Source organism: Paenibacillus gorillae (assembly GCF_000513275.1).
Classification (GTDB): domain Bacteria; phylum Bacillota; class Bacilli; order Paenibacillales; family Paenibacillaceae; genus Pristimantibacillus; species Pristimantibacillus gorillae.
Genome location: NZ_CBVJ010000036.1, coordinates 1 through 22499 on the forward strand (window position 1 = coordinate 1; position 22499 = coordinate 22499).

Sequence of the window (22499 nt, forward strand, 5' to 3'; positions counted from 1 at the left end):
TCCGCCCGGTCGCCGGCATAGAAGGCTTCAACATACCGCTCATCAAGAGCCGGTATGTACGAAAGCGTCTTCGCTTCGCGGGCGCACAGGAGCGCTAACGCGAAGCAAGCTTTGGCCGCGGCCGGCGATACAAGCCAGCTCGGCAGCGTCCGGTATTCGAATCCGCCATGCGGCTGCAGGCGGAAATCGCCCAGCGCGCCGTAGCGGGGCCTTCGTCCGCGGCCGGCGGGATCTTCCACAAGCGCAAGCGGGAATGCTACAAAACTGTCGAGCAGCCTCAGCAGCCGGCTCGATACCGGTACGCCGCTGAGATGGATATGCCCGCCGAGCGCCAGCCCCGGTACAGGCATCGCGCCTGCGGCCCAGCGGAGCGCAGGGTCGCTAATGCGAGCGGCAGCGCGGCGCAGCAGCTGCCTGACATGCTCGGCCAGCGCAGCCGGATCTGCCGCTGGTTCCGGTCGCAGCTCCGCAACAGGATACACGATGCGCCTCCCGACCAGCAAGGCGTCGCTTCCCGCAGCTCCCCCTGTTCCCTCACCCAAAAACCGCGAGGCAGGCGCGACCCGACCATCCTGCCGGATCAGAACAAATTCCGGATCAGCACCAATTAGAATGGTACGATTCGCACATTCATTATAAGCCGCTTCGTAACCAGCGGCATAACCCGCCAGCGCATCCGGCCAGCGCCGCACCAGCTCGGCCTTACCCAAAGCCCTTGCCGCGCGGACGGCTGCCCTCCCGTCCGCCCCCAGCGCCACATCGGCCTCTCCGATATCGAGGCCCAGCACATAGAGCCCGCTCGTCGCTGCCCGGACGACGCGCCGCAGTACCGGGTCTGCCGGCCATTGCGCAGCTGAAGCTGCTCGGCCGGCCCCTCCCAAACACGGCCCTCCGGGCGCTGCGGACTGCCTGCGCCTCCGCCCAAGGGCCGTCCCCTGCCGATCCAATCGCATCAGCTCGATCGGCTCCAGCTGAAACAAGACGACGCGGTATAAGCGCTCGTCCTCCTGCGCTGCGCGCGCCAGCCCCGCGCGGCGCCAGCGCCGCTCCTTATCCGCAGCGGACATCACAGCGGCTGTCGCGGCGCCTTCATTGACTAGCACCGCGCCTGGATAATGGCTCGGCGTTATTTTTTTCCCCGTGGACAATACAACGACTGCATCGCCCTCCGCTACTTCATGGTATGTGCCATAGCTCCTTATAGCTGTAGACGACAATGGCGATGCAGCCTTGCCTATCCGCTCCAGACGGTCATCATCCCCGTCCCAGACCCATGTCGCAGTCATTGCCGCCACCTTCTTTATCCGGGCTTCCAATCGATCACTTCCAATGCTGCCAATCGTCTAATTTTTTCAAAAAAAGAGGGCTTTCGCCCTCGAATCTGCCGCTCACGCAGCATAAGATACAGTAAAGCTTGAGGGCACGAGTTACAGCTCGTCGTCCAGCAAATCCGGGTCCAAATCCTCGTAATCCCCGTCGCCATCGCCCAAGTTGAAGTCGAGATCCTTGCCATCCAGACCGTCCGCACCGCCTGGAAAAACGGCAACAAACACTTTCGTCTCTGCAATCATTTCCACCGCGAATTCGCGTTCAACGCGAATAACTACACCGGAGCCGCTGCTCGAAATGTTAGCTTCGATGCAGTTCGGCTCTTGAAGCGCCTCGGCCGAAACTTCCTCCGTTGCAGTCCGATGCCGCGGGTCTACATAAGACAACGGAATGTGCTCAACGTAATGTACGGATTCTTTTGCTACGTCTGTTTGTGAGTTCTTGCTGTACGAATACCAAATGTTGATATCGTAAGTACCGATCACCTCAATGCCGTCGCCCGATCGAACCGCTTCATATTGATGGTTGATTATCCATGCGCCCAGAATGCTGGTCGGATGATGAGGCGGCGTTACGGTATGGGTTACAGTGGAAAACTTACGACCTTTGCCGCAGACAGCTTTCGTTATTATTTCTCTAGCTTGAAGCTGTTTATCTGCAATAGTCATCGATTTAACCTCCTCCATACAATCATTCATTTAAAGTGTATGCAGGACATTCGTCTAGGGTGACTGTTTCTTTTCCCGCTCCACAACGAATTTTTTCCCTCTTTATTCTATGACTCTGCTCGTTCTAAAATAACTTTTCTTTTTTTAAGTCTTTTTGCGACTTCCAAATAGCGTTTCAGCTCATGCATCAGCTTGAGTAATGCCGCACGCACCTCGAACTCCTCCCGCGTACGCGGAAGATCCATCGCTTTGAACTGCTGCGCAAGCTCTACCATCCGCTTCTCCGTCAGACCCGTATACACTTCCGACTTCACATCCTCAGAAAGCTGCTCCATCAGCTCGGCAATATGGTCATTCTGCGGCCACCGCTCATAGACCATCGCCAAATCCACCAGCATTTGCTGAATGAGCTCAAGCTGCTGGCTTCGCATCTCGAAATAATTCAACCAGTAGAGCTCCTGCCCCCAAAGCCGGTTTTCCCGATTGAGCACCGAGCGGCGCGCCCCTTCTTCAATCGCATTATGCGCCTCCAGCAGCTCGCTTCCGTTCCATATATGAGAAGGCTCCCGCAGTGTCAGAGCCATCTCATTAAAAATAACGTCAAATTTATGTTCCACCGTCTCCTTTAAACCTTGAAGAAGATGCTTGTCCTTCGGCATATAGATCAAATTAATGATCGTCGCCCAGCCGAGGCCGGCGAACAACAGCATAATCTCGTTGCTGATGACATCAACGCTAACCTCTCCTCTTCCGAACAGATGAAAGACGATAACCGCACTCGTCACAATTCCATCTTTTAATTGAAAACGGGAAAGCACCGGGAACGTAAGGAGAATGAACAAAGCCACTGCCCAGATATGAAAACCGAATACTGTAAAGATGAACGAGGCGAAAAAAAGTCCCAGCACCGAAGCGACAAACCGGACGAGGGCGCTTTTCAGTCCCTTCAACCGGCTCACTTCAACGCCGAGAATAGCAAGAATGCCTGCGCCGAGCGGCGGCTCCAATCCGAAGTAAACAGCTGTGTAAATCGCCGCAATCGTCGCTAAGGCAGTTTTTATTATTCGAATACCCATATATGACCTCTTTGTAGTGATAGAATTTTCATAAGCCGTCAGGCGCAGAGCGCCAATCACGTCTTAATCCTACCGTTCCCGCCAGCCATTCGTCAACTTCCGCTCCAGAATCGCGACCAACTGATACATCACCGTCGCCACAGCAGCAATCACGACCAAGCTGGACAAAACAAGGGTGAAATTGAATACTTGGAAGCCGTAAATGATCAAGTAGCCGAGACCCAGCTTCGCCACGAGAAATTCACCAACGATGACCCCGACCCACGCAAGCCCGACATTGACCTTCAGCGCAGATATAATGACCGGGAAGGACGCGGGTAAAATAACGAGCCTGAACAGTTGCGCTCTGCTCGCTCCGAACAGCCGGACGACCTTGATAAATCCCGCTTCGATCTCGCGAAACTGATTATAAATGTTAATCGTCGTAATGATAACCGTGACGGACAGCGTCACCGCAACGATCGACACAAAGCCTGGGCCGAGCAGCACGATAAAGAGCGGACCAAGCGCGACCTTGGGCAAGCTGTTGAGCACGACCAGATACGGATCGAACACGCGTGATAAAAAAGGAAACCACCACAGCGCAGCGGCAAGTGCGGTGCCAAGCAGCGTCCCAAGCGCAAAGCCTACCGCCGTTTCCGATACGGTCATGCCGATATGCGGCCAAAGCGAACCGTCCGCAATCGTCGTCCATATTTGGTTAAACAGCTTGGACGGATAACTGAACAGCAGCGGATCGATCCATCTGAGCCGGCCTGCCGCTTCCCAGAGCGCAACAAACAATACGAGGATAGCGATTTGCGTAGCGCCTACTGCCGCAGTCAGCCGCTGTGCCCGTTTTTTGAAGCGAAGGTGCAAGTCTTCCATCCAACTGACGCGGTCTTCCTGAATGCCGGAAACCTCGGCTTTCAGTTCCTCCTGCTCTTTATTCACCGGTATCGCCCCCTTCCGCTCCCTCAGCTGCTTCCAGCTCCGCCCAAAGCTGGTCGAATACGTTCTGAAACCCGGCAAGACGGCGGGCGTCCATCGGCGAGGCCGACCGCAGCTCATCCGGCATGATATGCTCCGCAATAATTCTGCCGGGATTGGCGGCAAGTACAATGACGCGATCACTCATCGCTGCAGCCTCCGCCAGATCATGCGTGACGAGCATAGCCGTCTTGCCAAGCCGGCGCAGCGTCTGCTGCACGAGATCCTCAAGCTGCAGCTTAATATGAAGATCAAGCGCAGAGAACGGCTCGTCGAGCAGCAAGATATCCGGCTCCGTCGCGAGCGTCCGTGCCAGAGCAACCCGCTGGCGCATGCCGCCGGAAAGCTCATGCGGGTAGCGGCTGCCGGAGCCGGGCAGCCCCAGCTCGGCAAGCAGCTCATCGACTCTTTGCAGCGCTTCGGCCGTTTTACGGCCCGTTATTTCCAGGCCGATTGCGGCGTTGTCACGGATCGTGCGCCACGGAAACAAGAAATCCTGCTGAAGCATATAACCAACCTTTGTCGACGGACCCGAAACGGCATCTCCTCCAAGCAAAACCTGCCCCTTCGTCGGCGAGATCAAACCGGCGAGCATGCTTAGAATCGTCGTCTTGCCGCAGCCGCTTGGGCCGACAAGGCTGACGAATTCTCCGCGGTTAACGGTGATATCGAGTTGTTCAACGGCAAGCGATGCCCCTTTATCGTTGACATACACATGGGACACGCCTATCAGCTCCAGCATTCGATGATCGTCAGCCATTGTTCTCCCCCCGATATCAAGTTATTTAACGGATTCGATTGACTTCTCCGCGAACGTATTGTCAACGATCGCTTTATGCTCCGTGCGAGCCTTCAGCTCTCCGGCTGTCGTCATAACGTCCAGCAGATTATTCCATTCTGCTTCATCGATGATAGGATCTGAAGCATAAGAGCCTTGCTGCTTGTAACGATCGATGGAGCTTATCAAAATATCGCGGTCAACGTTATCGAAATAAGGAAGCACGGCGTCCGCGATCGTCTCAGCGTTATTTTCCGCTACCCAAAGCTGGGCTTTGTGAACGGCGTTCGTAAATTTCTGAACGGTCGTTTTATTTTTCTTAATAAAGCTTTGCTTCGTCATAAATACGGTGTACGGCAAATGTCCGCTTTCCACACCAAATGATGCGACAACATGGCCTTTACCCTCTTTTTCGAAAATTGAAGCTGTTGGCTCAAACAACTGTACATACTCGCCTGTACCTGACGCGTAAGCGGCAGATATGTTGGCAAAATCGATATTCTGGATGAGCTCCAGATCATTATGAGGATCGATACCGTGTTTTTTGAGCGCGAACTCGCCTGCCATTTGCGGCATGCCGCCTTTTCTTTGGCCGAGGAACACCGTCCCCTTCAGCTTATTCCAGTCAAACCCATCGTCAGCTTTGCGCGCCACCAGAAACGTACCGTCCGTCTGCGTCAGCTGTGCAAAATTGATGACCGGATCATCAGCACCTTGCTGATAGACATAAATCGAAGTTTCCGAGCCGACCAGTGCGACATCAATGACACCCGACAGCAATGCCGTCATCGTCTTATCGCCGCCTGCCGTCGTCGTCAGTTCCACGTCGAGCCCTTCATCCTTGAAAAATCCCTTTGCCAGCGCTACGTATTGCGGCGCATAAAATAGTGACCGCGTCACTTCCCCGATGGTCACCTTCGTCTTCTCCGAACTGCCGTTCCCGCAGCCGGACAGCGCCGCGGTGGTCAGCAGCACGACAGAGAGCAGCAGCGCCATCCACACCCGTTTCCCCATGTTGATTCCTCCCGTTTTTCTTCGCATGTCGTTAGTACTCCAGCCTATGCAGCGAAACGCCCGGCGGTGAATTGACATAAGGCTGACGCGAGGACTTGCGTGCCGGGGTGTTCGCACTCTGTGCGGTCATCACCCATTTACTCAGGGAATGCTCCCACGTGACACGATGCTCTTCCCTTCAACACACTAGTCGCTTCCTTGAAAATGCTCGCTCGCACGCCCCCCTATGTTTACCTCTCCCTAACGCGTCTGTCGTTGCTGCAGCGAACCTACTTCGCTTTTTAACGAAGCAAAGTTCGCTGTTGACGTTCAACAGTTGCGACTTATCTGTTACAGCGAAGCTAGGTTCGCTATCCGTGAACTTTGGTTCTCCAAAAGCGAATCTAGCTTCGCTAATAGATTAATAGCTTGCTGCGACAGCTCACATAGCGAAATTCAGTTCGCAATTTAGCGAACCTGCTTCGCTATACCGCGGAGCATTCCCTTCACTTGGTATGAAACAGTAACGTTAACCACTTATATTCAGAAAAGGCTCCTACGCTGCTCGATGCTCCGCCCTTCAACACACTAATCGCTTCCTTGAAAATGCCTACGCGCACGCCAACCCTATGTTTACCTCTCCCTAACGCGTCTGTCATTACCGCAGCGAACCTGCTTCGCTTTTTAACGAAGCAAAGTTCGCTGTAGTCGTTCAACAGTTGCGACTTACCGGCTATAGCGAAGCTAGATTCGCTATCCGTGAACCATGGTTCTCCAAAAGCGAATCTAGCTTCGCCAATAGATTTATTGCTTGCTGAGACCGCTCGCAGAGCGAAATTCAGTTCGCAATTTAGCGAACCTGCTTCGCTGTACCATCCCAGGTTGCAAAACTTAGTTGCAGTTGCGCCTAGCCACTAACCCAAACTAACTTTTTACCTATCCTCCTCCAGCGCAGAACACCACGTTTAACGAAGCAGCATCTTTTCCGGCAATAACACAACAAAGGCTACTGCAACAAAACTGATCTCTGATCAGTTTCATCACAATAGCCTCTTCCTGTTCCCCTAACCTAGTGCCTCACGTACGTTACGCCCGCTCTTCTACAGCTTATAAATATCCTTGTATTTCCGCTCCAGATAATGAACCAGATGCTGAGGATCAAGCGGCTTGCCGGTAATGTTCTGGATAAGCTCAGACGGTGTTCTCAGCTTGCCATACTTGTAAATCCGCTCCGACAGCCAGTTTTTGATCGGAAGCAGCTCGCCGCGCCCAACGCTTCCCCAGAAGTCTGGCAGCTCGCGTTCCATCGTATCAGCGATTTGCGCCGCGTACATGTTGCCGAGCGAGTAAGACGGGAAGTAGCCGAACATACCTCCAGACCAGTGAACGTCCTGAAGTACGCCCTCCGCATCGTTCGGCGGTGTAATGCCCAGATACTCCCGGTACTTGTCATTCCAGATCGCCGGGAGATCAGCAGCTTTCGCTCCTTCATTGAAAATAAGCTTCTCAATCTCGTAACGAATAATAATATGCAGATTGTATGTCAGCTCATCCGCTTCAATCCGAATGAGTGAAGGCTGCACAACGTTGATGCCGCGATAAAATTGCTCTACGGGAACGTTCAGCTGTCCCGGGAATTTCTGCTGTAAATCACCGTAGTATCGTTCCCAGAACGGTTTACTGCGGCCGATTACATTTTCCCAGAAACGGGACTGTGATTCATGAATGCCCATAGAAGTTCCTGTGCACAGTGTCGTACCGATAAGCTCCGGCATAATATTTTGCTCATAGAGGGCGTGCCCGCCTTCATGGATGGTGCCGAACAAAGCGCTCGTCACATCGTCCACCAAGTAACGCGTCGTAATGCGCACGTCGCCGGGACTCAGTCCGGTCGCAAACGGATGAACACTCTCGTCGAGGCGTCCCGCGTCAAAATCATAGCCCATTTCGTTCAAAATAAACTTGCTGTACGCCTTTTGAGCCTCTTTATCGTAATTTTGCTGCAAGAAAGACGTATCCGGCTGATGCGGAGAAGCCGCAATGGCCGCCGCCAGCGGCACAAGCTGCTCACGAAGCCCGCCGAATACGCGGTCCAGCTCCTTCGTCGTCATGCCCGGCTCATATTGATCGAGCAGCGTGTCGTAACGAGTGTCCTTCGCGCCCCATAGATCGATAAACTGCTGCTGGTAGCCAATCACCTTTTCCAAGTAAGGCTGGAAGCCGGCAAAGTCGTTGTTCGCTTTCGCCTCTTCCCACTTATTTTCCGTCTGTGCGGCTAACACGACATACTCTTGATACAGCTTTTGCGGGATTTTGACGCTCCGGTCGTAATCCTTGCGCGTTTCCGTCACTAGCCGCTGCTCGATTTCGGACAAGCTCTCGAAGGTTTGCGGCTCTTCAAGCGACGTCAGATACTCGCCCAGCTCGGGCGATGTGGACAATTTGAACATGTCGCCGGACAACGCGCCGATCGATTCAGAACGGGTATCCATTCCTTTGCGCGGAGCACCTGTGCGCAAGTCCCAATACAGCACGCCCAGCGCTTCCTCATAGCTTTTCACTTTACGAATCGTTTCCATAAATAAAGGAAGCGTTTTCTCGTTATGTACGGTCATTTTACAAGCCGCCTTTCCATATTGGAGTGGATGAAATTGCAGGGTTTCCTATCTTGATCTTACCGTTAACAAAAAGTATAATCAACCTTAGCCGTTACAACGAAATCGGCGAAGCGGCAAGGAAAGCGAGGTATTGTCTATGCATATTTCATTCTCATCTGCAGCAGTCGATTTTCTGACTCCATACATAGCCGACGGCAGCCGGCAGTTGAAGCTGCTGCATGATACGGAAGGCTGCGGCTGCGTAATGAGCGGTGTGCCTGCCCTTCAGCTTGTGAAGGAGACGACGGTTGATGACAAGCTGGCCGAAGGCGACCCCCTCCCGTTTCTATTTGAACCTCGTCACGAGGTTTTTTTTGAGCCGCAAATGCGGATCGATTACAATGCAGATCGGGATAGTCTCAGTTTGAAAAGCGATAGTCAGATCTACACGCTTGATCTGCGTTTTGTAAAAAACTAACGCCATTGTGCAACAGCCTAAGGAGGAACTGGAAATGAATAAATTGGAGCAAATTTTGGAGTACAATAACAACTTTGTCGAGAAGAAAGAATACGAGCAATATTTGACGACCAAATTTCCGGATCGCAAAATGGTTATCGTCACATGCATGGACACTCGTTTGACTGAGCTTCTTCCCAAAGCAATGAACTTGAAAAATGGTGATTCCAAAATTATAAAAAACGCTGGCGCAATCATTACGCAGCCATTCGGCAACCTGATGCGAAGCGTGCTGGTCGCTGTCTATGAGCTGAAAGCGGACGAGGTATTCGTTATTGGCCACCACGATTGCGGCATGACAGGTCTTGATCCGGAGGTTGTTGTTGGCCATATGCTGGAACGCGGCATTTCCGAAGATACGATCGAGACGCTCCGCAACTCCGGTCTGAATCTGATGCGCTGGCTGACTGGCTTCGACAACGTCAAGGAAAGTGTGGAGAAAAGCGTTGGCATCGTGCGGAACCACCCGCTATTGCCGGCAAATGTTCCTGTACACGGCTTGGCAATCAACCCTGAGACCGGTGAGCTGGATCTGATTGTCGATGGCTACAAATCCCTTAAAGGCTAATCCGCTTCTATAAAAAAGAAGAGCCGTCTTGACGCTATTTAGCGCCGGGACGGCTCTTCATTTTTCAATTCGGCTGCTGCCGCCCTTGCGGCAATGACATCACTGCGGTCGCGAAGCTTGTGACGGTGAATGACAGCGTCTTCGATGCCTGCTATTTTCCCCCACTGCAACCCCGCCGCCTGGCAGCGCTTCTGCATTTCTGACGCAAGCTGCGGATCGATGAGTTCAAAATCCATCTCCTCGTAGCCGACTAACTCGCTTGCCATAAGCTTCTCTTGTCTCTGAGAAAGAGCATGCAGCAGCTTATCTCCGTCAACTCCAAGTCCTTTGAGCGCTGGCGGATTTAGCCGGTGCAGCGCATTTGCGTAGATTTTACGGGCACCATTGTAGTTGCCTCTGCGCAAATGATAATGACCAACAGCCAGTTGAATCAAGCCCACCCACACTTCTGCCCGCAAATCTCCGGGATGCTCCTTCCAATATTCCTCCAGCAGCTCATGACATTCGAAAAAATCACGAGTCGCATGATATTCCATTAAATAATGCAAGTAAGCGTCCGGATAGCGCTCTTCCATACCGCACTCCCCCATTGCAAAATGAATAAATTTTTTAATTCGCAGCATAATAGTCTATTAAAGAAAAAAAATTTGAAACCTTCGTTAATAATAGCCGTAAATGTATATGATAGCAATGAATCCATTACACAGAGATCTAGGAGGAGAATAGCAATGAAGAAAGGGTTAGTTTTAATGCTCGCTATGATGTTGTTTCTGACGCTTGGTTTTGGACAAGTTGCAGATGCGGCAAAACGCGGTGGCGGCGGCGGAATGAAATCTCCAAAGCAAAGCTTCACGCAAACCCCTAAGAAGACGGATCAAGGCAGTGGCGTAAGCCAATCCAATCCGGGTACTAAAACAGGCGGAGCTGCTGGAACAGCTGGCGCTGCTACGAAATCCGGATTTGGCGGAAGCTTCATGAAAGGTATGCTTGTCGGCGGTTTGGCTGGTATGTTGTTCGGCGGAATGTTTGGCGGCATGGGCGCATTTGGTCAAGCACTCGGCTTCTTGGTAAACTTGCTTGCTATCGCTGCCATCGTGATGGTTATCGTGGCCGCATTTAAGTATATTCGCAACAAAAAAACGCCTAATCCGCGGGGTCCTTATTAATGACCCGGATTTACACAGATGAAATTATTAATGCCGTATGTCTTCATATGGCAGAGCGTAAAGGCGTAAAGCCGCAGGACGTGGAAGTACAGCTATCATGGGAAGAACAATACGGCTTTACCGCAGAGGTATGGGTAAATGGGCGCAGTCAATACTTGATTGAGTCCAACCTGCTGGAAGCGATTGAGCAGTATATGTATACAGAGTACAATCAGCGCGTATTCCGCTCCAACATTAAGTTGGATGCGGACGAAGAATTTTTCGCCGACATTACGGAATAAAATTGTTCATACGTGTAAAAGAGGGCATTTGCTAGCGGCCGTTTCATACGGCCGCCAAGCGAATGCCCTCTTTCTGTTAGATCGGGTATGGCAGGACGCCGTTACGCTCTGCGAAATGCGAGCACGGCATTGACGCCTCCGAAGCCGTATGAATTCGACACCGCGGCATTCGCCCGCGTCTCGCGAGCATGCCGGGCGACAAGATCGATATCGGCTGCCGGATCGGGTTCATCCAAATTTGTCGTTGGGGGCAGCCATTCATTCCGCAGCGATAATAACGTAATTGCAGCCTCAATAGCACCTGAAGCACCAAGGGGATGGCCATACAACCCTTTTGTTCCGCTGACGGCTACCGGACGGCTGCCGAACACATCACGGATGACCTTCGATTCCGTCACGTCATTGAGCAAAGTGGATGAACCATGAGCGTTGACGTAATCAATATCATCCGGCGACAGACCGGCTGCCGCAAGCGCTTGCCTTAACGCTCTCGCCGCCTGCATGCCACTTGGCAGCGGCGCGCTCATATGGTGAGCGTCATTGGTCAGTCCAAAGCCTGCTGCTTCGCCATAAATAACGGCCCCTCGTGCCCTGGCATGATGCTCAGCTTCAATGACAAGCACCGCTGAGCCTTCTCCCATCACAAAGCCGTCGCGATTGCGGTCGAATGGCCGGCTTGCCCCCGACGGCAATTCATTGCGCGTCGACATCGCGCGCAGCATATCGAATGCGCCGAAGGAAAGCGGCGCAAGCGGCGCTTCCGAGCCGCCTGCCAGCATTACATCAGCTTCGCCTCGCTGAATAGCCTGCATGGCTCGCCCAATTGCGACCGCGCCGGACGCACAGGACATCGCATTGGTCTCATTAGTACCTTGAAAGCCGAACTCCATCGCCAAATTGCAGGATGCCGCCCCCCCAAATACGGAGAAACCCAATGTCGGCGATACGGAACGAAACCCGCCGTTGAAGTACTGACCGCACTGCTCCTCCGCGTATGCAATGCCGCCCAGGGCACTGCCCATGAAGATGCCTGCTCGCTCCGCTTCCACGCTATCCGCGCTCAAACCAGCATCCTGAAGGGCAAGCCTCCCTCCCGCAACAGCAAGCTGGGAGTACCGGTCCATGCGATGAGCTCTCTTCTTGTCCATGTAATCCTCAGCCTGAAAGCCGTCAATTTGAGCGGCAATGCGACTGCGGAGCCCTTCGGGCGCGAAACGGTCAATGGCTTTGACCGCGCTTGTCCCCTTCTGTACCCCTTCCCATAAAGCCTGAACGCCAATGCCGATTGGCGTCACACATCCGATGCCGGTAATTACTGCTTTGATAGGACTCATGCGCAATTCCTCCTTGTATCGTTTAAAACCTTTACGCTTGGCAACTTGATCTTCTTGTTCTTCTTGTTCTTCTTGTTCTTCTGCACTATTCACTATTTCTTTATTTCTTTATTTCGTTACTTCTATTTCTCCATTTCGTTTTGCTCTTTTTCGGTTTCTTACACTCTTATCACTTGTAACGCTTCTCTCCCTGCTTGCCTTACTTGTTCCTGCTTCTCTTGCTGTTCTTGCTTTTCCAGCTGCTCCAGCTCCGCATGCTGCTTCAAGCCTTGGAGCGTTCGGTCTGCGATAGCGTGGACGAACTTATTGCAAATGATACCAGCAAGCAATCGGCGGCCGAACGGCGGACTGTACCACCGGTGAATAATCGAGACTTTAACCGCGTCTTCTGCTACCGGCTCCAGCCGCCATTCCACCTCCATATTCCGCGTCACACCCTTGATGTGCTTATACCGGACGACTTGCTTCACCTCATCAACTTCCATGTCGCTAGTCCACCACACCGGCCATTTCAACGGTTTGAATGGCCGGTACGCCGCCATTTCTACTGTCCCGCCCCGATCACTGCTGCCTTGCTGGAATGATGTCCGGCGGTAATGCGGCAGCAGCTCCGGCCAACGCTCAACCTCTCGCGCATAGTGGAATGCCGTTTCCGGCGAACAATTCATCGTCACTTCGTTATAGGTATACATGGCCTACGCCTCCTTCCTCTTCTATCTGTGCACAGGACGGCTGTCGCTGATGGCTGCAGCCAGCCTGTTCGTCAATGCTTCCGAAGCACCGATCACCTGCAAGCCGGCTCTCCACAGCCGCTCATATCGGCTTGCCTGCTCAATGAGCTTCTGCAGCCGCAGCGAGCCGGAAAATTCCGTTAACCGCTGCCGGTTATACCACTGCAAGGCGCGATGGCTGCCCGTCTGGAGCGCCTCCATTAAAGCAGGGGCAGCAAGCTCCGCGCTCCTTAATGCCCGGTAAATGCCTTGTCCCGTCATAGGATCATAATAGCCAGCCGCATCGCCCACGAGCACCATCCCTTCCAGTGCAGTTGAGCGAACGATACGTTCAAAGGGACCGCAGGCCAGTACATCGCCTTCGATTTCGGCATGATGGAACCTTTCCTTCAATGCCTCCCACTGTCTGGCTTCGCTCATCAGGTAGGCCGCCTTTCCTGTTGCGGCACCTTCCATCGCTTTAAGCCCTCTTAGCGCAACCGTCATATTGGCTAGTCCGCCGCCAATCGGCGCAAGTCCAATGACTCGGTCTCCGCTCACATAGAGCTCCACTTTGCCGCTTAAGCCGTCAATTCCGTTTAATCTTGCCGTCAACGCCGCTTTTCGCAGCTTGCCGAACCGGCTTAGATCTGCGCTCCGGGCGACAGCAGACCGAATGCCGTCTGCACCTGCAACCATTTGCGTTCGCACCATTTGCGGCCGCTGCCCATCGCCCAATCGTCGAACCTCGACGCCGATTAGACGGCCCTTTTCCCAGATCAAGCGCTCCAGCCTCGTCTTTTCCTCAAATACGACGCCAGCACGGTATGCCTGCTCAATCAGCCAGCCATCCAGCAGCTCTCGCTTACAGCCGATGCCATAGCGGTTATCGCCATAGGAAGCAGCAAGTGTCGTCATTCGGCTTGAGCCCACAGCAGCACTGTTAAGCTGCCAGCCGTTCAGCACCGAATGCGGAATTGAAGCTTCATGAAGCCATTCATCCGCCTGTCGCCCGTCGTACAAACGGCTTAGCGTCTGAACAGCACCCGGATTAAGCGACTCGCCGCATGGCTTCCGTCTAGGGAAAGGTGCCGCGTCAACCATGAGTACTTTCGCACCTTGCAGCGCAAGCAGTCTTGAAAGCACACTTCCCGCCGGCCCTGCACCGGCAACGACAACATCATATGCGCATTCCAACGTCCCGCTACACATCAGCTTTCTCCTACGAGGGCGAGCCGGAATGGAAAATGCCGTCGAACCGATGCCTCGACACCCGCCTGCCTAATTAATGCCCTAGCTTCTCCCACTGTGAAGGAGCGCTGAACGGACAGAGGACCGTCATGCTTTGTGACGGGGCTTTGCCAGACATAACGCGCCAGCAGCTTGGCAGCGGCATAGGCTACCGTATGACGTTCAAGATCGGTAATAACCCAGCCGATTCTTGAGACCCGGTTCATTTCCTGAAGCAGCTTGACTGCAGCCTCATCGTCCATATGATGCAGTGCCAAATTGCTGAATGCGATATCAAAGCTGTTGTCTGCGTAGGGCAGCGCAGTGCCGTCTGCTTGTCTCACCTGCACCGCCGTATCCTCCGCCGTCCTTCGCTCCGCCAGCTTCACGATATCGGGATGCATATCAACACCGACAATAGAGACGGCCAATCCTTTTCTGCGGCATCGCGCTGCCAGCGCAAGCGGAATATCCGCAAGGCCAGTGGCGACATCCAATACCGTTATATCTTCCTTTCGTCCGACACGGAGCAGCAGCCGGTCCAAATGATTGAATAAAGCGGGATTGCCGCCCAAATACCGGTTGACATCCCAAACCTCGCCCAAGCTGAACTCCAGCTCCTCCGGCGCGACGCGCTGATCGCCCTCATCATCGTCCAGCCACTCCTTTGTCATAAGCCGATTCACAAGGCAGCCTCCTTCTCGTTTTGCTTATTGTTATTGTTTTCCACTTTTTTTATCCGCCTTTGCCGGGCTTTTGCTGGAATTATTTACACCGGGTCCTTTCGACAGTATTCGCCGCAACCTCTGCGAATCTAGCGCGTCTATTAATAGGAGTACTGAGAGGAGTGTGATGAAAGCAAGTGTTGATGAGGAGAATGACAGCGATGGTGCTGCTTCTGTTCGCCGCCTATACCTTAACAGCTTCAGCGGCAAACGCAGCCAGCCCATCCGTTGCCGCAATGACGAAGTATCGTGTCTATCAGAACGACAAGGCTTTGAAAGAATTCGCCACCGAGAAGCAGGCGATCGCCTACGCAAGCGGATTCGAGTACAGCCATGTCGAGGGGATTACTGGCCGTACATGGGTTTGGGACAACTTCCCGCGATACAAAATCTATCAAGGAAGCAAATCCAGCACCAAGTGGGAATTCCGCACTTATGAGCAAGCTTTGGCAGCCGCCTCCAAGCTGACCGGCGTACATATTCGAGATTTGGAGAAACCGGGCTGGATCTATCAATCCTATGCCAAATATCAGCTTTACCAAGGCGAGAATACGAAGGATAGCTGGGGATTCACGACGCTCGCAGCAGCGAAGAAAGAGGCTGCGAAATGGACTGGCTCCCATGTCATGGAGCTCTCGACGAATCAATGGGTGTGGGATAACTTGACCACTGCCCAGAAAACGAAGCTTCGCCAAGGCAGCGCGATTTATGAAATCTCCGTTGATGGCGAGACTGCCCAGCAGTCGAAGTCCTATCCTTTTCTATACGATGCAATCAAGGCGGCTTCTTCTATAACAGGCAGTACCATCGTGAATACGAAAACAGGAAAAATCGTTCATTCCAACGTACCGGCTTACACCGTCTCGCAGAGCGGCAAGCCGATCAAGGCATTTGTGAGCTTGGACAAAGCGATTCAATTCGCGACATACTATGCCAACTCGGAAATTTCCTTCCAAGGCGCAGTCTGGTGGACGAATAGCGCTTACCTAACTGTCTATCAGAGCGATAAGAAGCTGAAAAGCTTCCACACGCTGAAATCCGCGCTGGCTTATGCCAAAGGCTACTCCAACAGCTCGATTCGCAATCCGGACGATCGCAAGCTTTGGAGCAATACGAAAGCACTCGTCTATCTAGGCTGGAACGGCAGCTCCAGCACCTCTGTCATATTGGGCCATGTTGCCAATACGCAAGGGCTTAACATCGACTCGCCAACCTGGTTCGAGCTTGGCGCTGCCGACGGCACGCTGAAGGATAATTCCGATCCTTTTGTTGTTGCAACGCTGAAGGAGAAGGGCATTCTCGTCATGCCGCTCTTGCACAACCAGTTCGACAAGAAGATGACAACAGCGTTTCTAGCAGATGCGAAAGCACAGCAGGACTTCATTGCCCGTCTCGTTGACCGGCTTTCTGCGCTTGGCGTATACGGCCTGAACCTCGACTTCGAGGAAGTCGCAGGAACGGACCGCGCAGCCTATACCGCATTCGTCAAGGCGCTGGCTAAAACCGTGCATGATAAGGGGATGAAGCTGTCCATCGACCTGCCTCGCGGCAGCGCTAGCTGGAATCATCTGACCGCCTATGATCATGCTGCGTTAGCAACGATCGTCGATACGATCATCATAATGGCTTACGATCAATTCTGGAGCACAAGCCCTGCCCCAGGTCCGGTTGCCGGTCTGAAATGGGTTGAAGAAGGCGTCCAGCAGTTTCTGTCCTACGGCATTCCGCGCGACAAGCTGATGCTGGGCATTCCGTTCTACGTACGGGAATGGAAGCTGGACAGCAGCGGCAAGCTGGTCAGCAACCGGGCCGTCTACATGAAGGATGTTCCGAAGCTGATTGCCGATACAGGTGCTACAGGCACTGCCGATCCTGAATACGGGATGACGAAGTATTCGTATGTGAAGGATGGCTTCACTTACCTGTTCTGGGCGGAAACGACCGCAACGGTACAAGCCCGAATCGATATCGCGAAAAAATACGATCTGGCCGGTATTGGCGCTTGGCGTCTCGGCTATGAAAGCTCAGACCTCTGGACGATGATGCTTCGCAATCAGTCCTAACGAAATAAACAGCAAAAATCCCCGGTTCCCATCAACTTGATGGAAACCGGGGATTTTGTTTGTTAATTAGGCGCCTGTCCGATCAGCAAAGGAATAACCTTCCCTTTATTGACGTCAATGAGGCCGAAATCAGTAATTTTAAGCGCTGGACTTACAGCTAAGGAATGCGTGCTGATTGACATAATCGGATTATAATGACGATAGCCTAAATCCTTCATCGCATTCAGCAGCTGCTCAACCTCCTGCGCAGTTTGCTCAAGCGGCTCCTCCGTCAGAATGCCGCCGATCGGCAGCTTGAGACTGGCAAGAATTTCTCCATCCTCTACTGCACAGAAACCGCCCTGATTGGCAATAACCTCATTGGCTGCCAGCATCATATCGACCGGATTATGGCCGACGACAAGCAGATTATGATTGTCATGAGAATAGGTCGTCGCGACAGCACCGCGGCGGATGGTATCTCCGCCAATCAAGCCATAGGCGCGGTTGCCATTTTTCCCATAACGCTCGAACGTCGCGATCAGTCCATAACCGCTCTCCTGCCACAGCAATTGCCCGTCTTGAACTTCGACTTCCGTCTGGTGCTCCTCAACAAAGGTCGAGCCATCCTTCACCATCATCACACGGCCGATATACTTCCCGTCCGCTTCTGCTGATGAGACGTGGAAATCCTCTGCTGTCAATGCGTTAAGCTTCACACTCTCGTAGAAGTGCTGCGGAAAAGCCCGCTCGCTTGCCGCTGGCTCATAAGCCTCGGTTGTATCATAGACTTTGCGGCCGCTCTTGAAGACTTCGCTTACAGTCAGCTCCTGCAAGTCGGCAAGAAGGACAAAGTCAGCTATTTTCCCCGGTGCAATAACGCCCCGGTCATGCATACGCATTCTTCTCGCCGGTGTAAACGTGCTCGCATAGATCGCTTTTTCCGGCTCCAAGCCCATCTTGATCGCTTTGCGTACGATATGATTCAGATGGCCGCGCTTCTGGAACGAATCCGGCATGACGTCGTCTGTCACGAAGCAGAAATGCTCGGATACGTCATGCTGAATCAAATAATTGATCACTTCGGGCGTCATCGATTTTTCCTGCAGCTCAATGAACATGCCCGCGCTAATTCTAGCTTCCATCCCCTCAATCGTTTGGTGGGTATGGTCCGAATCTACACCACTTACAATCATCCGATGCAGATCCAGATCCAGCAGCTTCGGTACATGACCCTCAATAATCAGATGCGGATAGTTGGCCGTGATATGCTTCAGAATCTGATTCGTCTTGCAATCCGGGTCTGTGATCACATCCACATAGTTCATGATCTCCCCCAAGACAGATGATGCGCTCTGTACGCAGCAGCTCATCAATGTCTTCAATCTCGATGGAGCCGCCTGTCGTCTCCATCGATGTTGCAGGAACCGAGCTCGGAATGGCGTAGAACATATCGGCTACACAATCCTGGCTCGCCTTGATCATTTCCTTAACTCCGTCCAAGCCAAACACATTGGCCATTTCATGGGGCTCCGGTACAATCGTCGTTACCCCGTTTTGAATCAAAGCATGCGAGAACGCCTTAGGCGTAATCATCGAGCTTTCAATATGAAGATGAATATCGATGAGGCCCGGGATCATGTAACGCCCTTGCCCGTCTACGATTTCAGCAGCCTCGAAGCTCTCTGCTCCCAGCTTGCCGATATATATAAATTTCCCATCCAGTACAGCCGCATTGCCGTTCTCAAACCGCTTGAAATAACTGTTGAATATCTGGACGTTTTCGATGAATTGATCTGCACGCATGTTGTCTGCACCTCCAAATAAGCTAAGCTATTCCACTACGATCAATTTCTCTATCGGAAAGTGCACCAGCACCTCTTGACCGCTCCTATAAGGTTGTTCCATTTCTTTATTGACTGTAAATTCCCCAAGCTCCGTCTCGATGACATACTGGTAGCTTCGTCCGAGATACGTGCTTACCTTCACTTTGCCAGGCAGCAAATTGTAATCTACCGCCAGTTCTTCTAATGTGCCCAGCTTCAGGTCATCTGGACGAATCGCGCCTTTCAGCCCTTTTTGCTCTCCGCGTCCCTCACCTTGGAGAGCACGGAAAGTGTGCCCTGTGGTCTGAAGCTCAATCACATTGCCGTTCTCTTTCCTGCTATCGAAGGAGATAAAATTGTTGAAGCCGATGAAACGCGCCACGAATTCGGATTTTTGGAAACTTAAAGATCGTCGATGGCTTGTCGAGCTGCTCAATAATGCCTTTGTTCATGATAGCGACCTGATCGGATATCGAGAAGCATTCCTCTTGGTCATGAGATACGTAGACCGTCGTAATACCAAGCTCCTGCTGAATCCGGCGGATTTCCACCCTCATATTGACACGAAGATTAGCGTCCAGATTGCTAAGCGGTTCATCGAACAACAGCAGATCAGGCTCGATAACAAGTGCCCGGGCTATAGCGACACGTTGGCGTTGACCGCCGGAGAGCTCCTTCGGATAACGCTGCTCGAAGCCATTCAAATTGACGATGTCTAACATTCTGCGAACTCGGCGGTCAACATCTGACTTATTGACCTTCCGCAAGCGAAGACCAAAAGCTACGTTGTCATAGACCGACAAGTGAGGAAACAGAGCATAGCTCTGAAACACAAAGCCAAAGTTGCGTTTATTGACGGGAACACGCGTGTAATCTTTACCGTTAAGAGCAAACTTGCCCTCCTTGGCTTCGAGAAAACCGGCGATCAGACGAAGCGTTGTCGTTTTGCCGCAGCCGCTGGGACCAAGAAGCGAGATGAGACTCCCCTTCTCGACAGACAGATTGAAATCTTTCAATATAAATTGTTGATCGTAGGATACCGCTATATTTTCTAAAGTTAGCATGGCCATGGGACGCGAGCCTCCATTATCGTTTGGTAAAGTAAGATAACCCCATCAGGCGTTCAATAATAAACATCAGCACTGCTGTAAACAGCATAAGCAGCACGGAGATGGCCGCAATTGTCGGGTCAAAGTTGTTCTCGACATAGAGCAGCATCTGAATCGGGAACGTGCTGATGCCCGGACCGGTCATAAACACGGAAATGTCTACGTTGTTGAACGACTCCAGGAAAGCGATAAGCACGGCGGCAATAATGCCGGATTTAATATTGGGCAGGACGACGGTAAAGAACGTCTTCAATCTCCCTGCTCCAAGGCTTAGTGAAGCCTCCTCGACTGCAAAGTCAAAGTTAGACAAGCTGGAGGCGATAACCCGAATGATAAAGGGCAGCATGATGACGGCATGTCCAATCAGCAGCGCGCTATAAACCGGGATATTGTAGGTAATGATCACATATTTCAGCATCGTAAAACCAAGCACGATACCCGGGATGAGCACCGGCGAGATAAAGATCGCATTCAGCGCTTCCTTACCTCGGAATTGGAACCGGCTTAGCGCATAGGCAGCCGGCAGTCCCAGCAGCAGCGCCAGCAGATTGCCTATAAGCGACACGAGAATGGAAGTGATGAAAGACGTCTTGAACATCGACACTTCGAAAATATTTTGATACCACTTTAAAGAAAAGCCTTGGGGCGGAAACTTCATTGCACTTCCCGGCTCAAAAGACGCGAAAGCAATAATTACCAGCGGCCCAAGCAGAAACAAGTAAATAAAAAATGTGAACAGGCCGAGCCCACGGTTTTTCTGCCGCATGTCTTCTACCCCTTCGGATTTAATTTATTGGCCAGTACATTCATGATCATAATGATTACGAACGTGATCACCATCATGATTGTGGCAACGACAGACGCCAAATACCAGTCATTCAGTGTAATGGCATTCTGATATAGAAAAGTAGAGATGACCTGCTGTTTACCGCCTAGCAATGCTGGAGTCGTATAGGCTGTCAGGCTTCCCACGAATACGAGAATGCCGCCGATAATGAGGCCCGGCACGCTGAGAGGAATCACCACTCTGCAGAACGCTGAGAACCGGTTAGCGCCCAAGCTTTCTGCTGCTTTAACCAGATCGGTATCGATATTTTCCATAACACCTACCAACGTTATAATAATGAGCGGCAAGAACAAATGAATCAGGCCGATCATCATCGCCGTTGGTGTATATAAAATGTTAAGCGGCTCCTGAATGAGACCAACGGATAGGAGCATGTTGTTGAGCAGCCCTTTTTTCCCTAAAATAATCGTCCAGCTGAACGAACGGACTACCGAGCTGGTTAGCAGAGGGAAGATCGCTAATGCAAGCAGCAGCGCATTTTTTCCGCGGATTCTGCTGAGAAATAAAATACGCTGTAGGGAATCCAAGCAGCATGCATAATGCCGTGGTCACCAAGCTGACACGCAAGGTTGTCCATAGGATTTTCAGAAAGTAAGGGTCCTTGAAGAAGTAAAGATAGCCTTCTATGGTGAACCGGCTCTCATGATAAAAGGTCGAGCCTACCGTCAGGAGTATCGGTATCACCATGAAAGCAGCCAAGAACACCAGTCCTGGCAGGAGCAATAATGCTAAATACGATTTCTTCATGTCACGGTTCTCCTGTCATAAGTTCGCTAGCCGCGCAAAGTGCGGATAAAAAGGCTGAGGAATTCCTCAGCTGCTACGTCCAGTCCAACATGAACGTTCGGCTGTTGCAATAATCGGTTTTGAAAATCACATACCGTCTGTCCGTCGCACAGCTCGCTGCGTGTCTCGACATCGACATAATAATGCTTGGTGCCGACCAGTTCCGGATTCAGCGCCACGGCTACTGCAAGCGGGTCGTGCATTGCGCAAGCCCGGACTCCGTTCCGCTCATAATAACGCTGCATATAATCGGCTGTGCTCTCGCGCACGTAACTCGCCAGCGGTGAATCGCCCATAGAATCGATATGCGCCTCCGTAAGCAGGGCTTTACGGGTGATATCCAGTCCAACAAGCGTCAATGAATTGAATCCGGCTTTGAATACGAGCTTGGCCGCTTCCGGGTCTACATAAATGTTGTACTCGGCCGTTGGCGTTACATTGCCGAAGCCTTGTACAACCCCGCCCATTACGATGACCTCTTTCACCTGATGAACCAATTCAGGAGCTTTCATCACAGCAAGAGCCAGATTGGTTAGTGGAGCTGTCATGACGAGCGTAACTTCCCCCGGATGCTTCTGAATTTGTTCGATGAGGAAATCAACCGCATGGCCATTCTCCGCTTGCTTATGAACAGGCATATCCTTTAATGCACCGCCGAGCCCGTCTTTCCCATGAACTCGATGCTCGAAGTAACTGCTGCGCAGCAGCGGCTTGTCCGCACCTTGAACGACTGGAATATGCTCCGCACCGGCGAGCTGCAATACTTTGCACGTATTAAGCGTCGCTTGTTCCAACGAAACATTGCCGTTTACCGTTGTGATGCCGAGAATGTCCAGCTTGCCGCTCTGAATAGCGAGCAGAATGCCTAACGCATCATCCACTCCCGTATCGACATCGAGAATAACCTTCTTGTTCATCATCATCCCCCTCCCATTCAGGAAACGAGAC

The 22499-nt window shown here is 52.3% G+C and carries 19 protein-coding genes and 3 pseudogenes; 5 read left to right on the plus strand and 17 right to left on the minus strand.

All coding sequences use genetic code 11. The features are described from left to right. From TY10_RS28725 to TY10_RS06885, 7 genes are all read right to left on the minus strand, one after another. A partial coding sequence (locus TY10_RS28725) for a putative amidoligase domain-containing protein (protein ID WP_052350410.1) occupies window positions 1-1286 on the minus strand: 1286 nt, incomplete at its 3' end. 141 nt (window positions 1287-1427) lie between these two features. After that, a complete protein-coding gene (locus TY10_RS06860; protein ID WP_042161927.1) occupies window positions 1428-1997 on the minus strand; it encodes an outer spore coat protein CotE in 570 nt (189 codons plus the stop codon). A gap of 107 nt (window positions 1998-2104) precedes the next feature. Next, on the minus strand, window positions 2105-3073 hold the full coding sequence (locus tag TY10_RS06865) for an aromatic acid exporter family protein (RefSeq protein WP_042161929.1): 969 nt from the start codon (window positions 3071-3073) through the stop codon (window positions 2105-2107). A gap of 69 nt (window positions 3074-3142) precedes the next feature. After that, window positions 3143-3940: an ABC transporter permease gene (locus TY10_RS06870; protein WP_081735148.1), complete on the minus strand. Its 798-nt coding sequence runs from the start codon at window positions 3938-3940 to the stop codon at window positions 3143-3145. Between the two features lie 58 nt (window positions 3941-3998). Beyond that, window positions 3999-4802, minus strand: a complete 804-nt coding sequence (locus TY10_RS06875) for an ABC transporter ATP-binding protein (protein ID WP_081735146.1) — start codon at window positions 4800-4802, stop codon at window positions 3999-4001. Between the two features lie 21 nt (window positions 4803-4823). Further along, window positions 4824-5834: an ABC transporter substrate-binding protein gene (locus tag TY10_RS06880; RefSeq protein ID WP_042161931.1), complete on the minus strand. Its 1011-nt coding sequence runs from the start codon at window positions 5832-5834 to the stop codon at window positions 4824-4826. Window positions 5835-6913: 1079 nt separating this feature from the next. Next, on the minus strand, window positions 6914-8428 hold the full coding sequence (locus TY10_RS06885; RefSeq protein ID WP_042161934.1) for a carboxypeptidase M32: 1515 nt from the start codon (window positions 8426-8428) through the stop codon (window positions 6914-6916). A 139-nt stretch (window positions 8429-8567) separates the two neighbouring features. Here TY10_RS06885 and TY10_RS06890 point away from each other — a divergent pair, with 139 nt between their 5' ends. Beyond that, window positions 8568-8888, plus strand: coding sequence for an iron-sulfur cluster biosynthesis family protein (locus TY10_RS06890; RefSeq protein WP_042161936.1), 321 nt, complete (start codon window positions 8568-8570; stop codon window positions 8886-8888). 34 nt (window positions 8889-8922) lie between these two features. Next, window positions 8923-9495 (plus strand): beta-class carbonic anhydrase, encoded by a 573-nt coding sequence (locus TY10_RS06895; RefSeq protein ID WP_063510423.1) that lies wholly within the window; start codon window positions 8923-8925, stop codon window positions 9493-9495. Between the two features lie 38 nt (window positions 9496-9533). On the opposite strand, the gene TY10_RS06900 is transcribed toward TY10_RS06895, so the two are convergent. Beyond that, window positions 9534-10070, minus strand: coding sequence for a DUF309 domain-containing protein (locus tag TY10_RS06900; protein WP_063510424.1), 537 nt, complete (start codon window positions 10068-10070; stop codon window positions 9534-9536). Window positions 10071-10223: 153 nt separating this feature from the next. On the opposite strand from TY10_RS06900, the gene TY10_RS06905 reads away from it, so the two are divergent. Next, complete coding sequence (locus tag TY10_RS06905; protein WP_042161939.1) at window positions 10224-10661, plus strand: hypothetical protein; 438 nt, start codon at window positions 10224-10226, stop codon at window positions 10659-10661. Next, entirely contained in the window at window positions 10661-10942 is a 282-nt protein-coding gene (locus TY10_RS06910; RefSeq protein WP_042161942.1) for a YxcD family protein, read from the plus strand. Before TY10_RS06905 ends, TY10_RS06910 begins: the two co-directional genes overlap by 1 nt. Before the next feature lie 101 nt (window positions 10943-11043). On the opposite strand, the gene TY10_RS06915 is transcribed toward TY10_RS06910, so the two are convergent. The 4 genes from TY10_RS06915 to TY10_RS06930 form a co-directional block, all read right to left on the minus strand. Continuing rightward, entirely contained in the window at window positions 11044-12276 is a 1233-nt protein-coding gene (locus tag TY10_RS06915) for a beta-ketoacyl-[acyl-carrier-protein] synthase family protein (protein WP_042161944.1), read from the minus strand. 158 nt (window positions 12277-12434) lie between these two features. Continuing rightward, window positions 12435-12968, minus strand: a complete 534-nt coding sequence (locus TY10_RS06920; RefSeq protein ID WP_042161947.1) for an SRPBCC family protein — start codon at window positions 12966-12968, stop codon at window positions 12435-12437. Between the two features lie 21 nt (window positions 12969-12989). Then, on the minus strand, window positions 12990-14198 hold the full coding sequence (locus TY10_RS06925; RefSeq protein ID WP_042161950.1) for an NAD(P)/FAD-dependent oxidoreductase: 1209 nt from the start codon (window positions 14196-14198) through the stop codon (window positions 12990-12992). Further along, window positions 14198-14902, minus strand: coding sequence for a methyltransferase domain-containing protein (locus TY10_RS06930; protein WP_052350411.1), 705 nt, complete (start codon window positions 14900-14902; stop codon window positions 14198-14200). The genes TY10_RS06925 and TY10_RS06930 overlap by 1 nt, the downstream gene beginning before the upstream one ends. Before the next feature lie 200 nt (window positions 14903-15102). Between TY10_RS06930 and TY10_RS06935 the strand changes: the two genes are divergently transcribed. Continuing rightward, window positions 15103-17004, plus strand: coding sequence for a glycosyl hydrolase family 18 protein (locus tag TY10_RS06935; RefSeq protein WP_238327488.1), 1902 nt, complete (start codon window positions 15103-15105; stop codon window positions 17002-17004). 62 nt (window positions 17005-17066) lie between these two features. Here the strand turns inward: TY10_RS06935 and TY10_RS06940 are convergent. From TY10_RS06940 to TY10_RS06960, 5 genes and pseudogenes are all read right to left on the minus strand, one after another. Further along, window positions 17067-18789: pseudogene (locus tag TY10_RS06940) on the minus strand (adenine deaminase). A 27-nt stretch (window positions 18790-18816) separates the two neighbouring features. Next, window positions 18817-19879: pseudogene (locus TY10_RS06945) on the minus strand (ABC transporter ATP-binding protein). Between the two features lie 16 nt (window positions 19880-19895). Beyond that, complete coding sequence (locus TY10_RS06950) at window positions 19896-20684, minus strand: ABC transporter permease (RefSeq protein ID WP_042161955.1); 789 nt, start codon at window positions 20682-20684, stop codon at window positions 19896-19898. A 5-nt stretch (window positions 20685-20689) separates the two neighbouring features. Beyond that, window positions 20690-21512 (minus strand): annotated as a pseudogene (locus tag TY10_RS06955) (ABC transporter permease). A 26-nt stretch (window positions 21513-21538) separates the two neighbouring features. Then, complete coding sequence (locus TY10_RS06960; protein ID WP_202903158.1) at window positions 21539-22474, minus strand: nucleoside hydrolase; 936 nt, start codon at window positions 22472-22474, stop codon at window positions 21539-21541. Window positions 22475-22499: the final 25 nt, after the last annotated feature.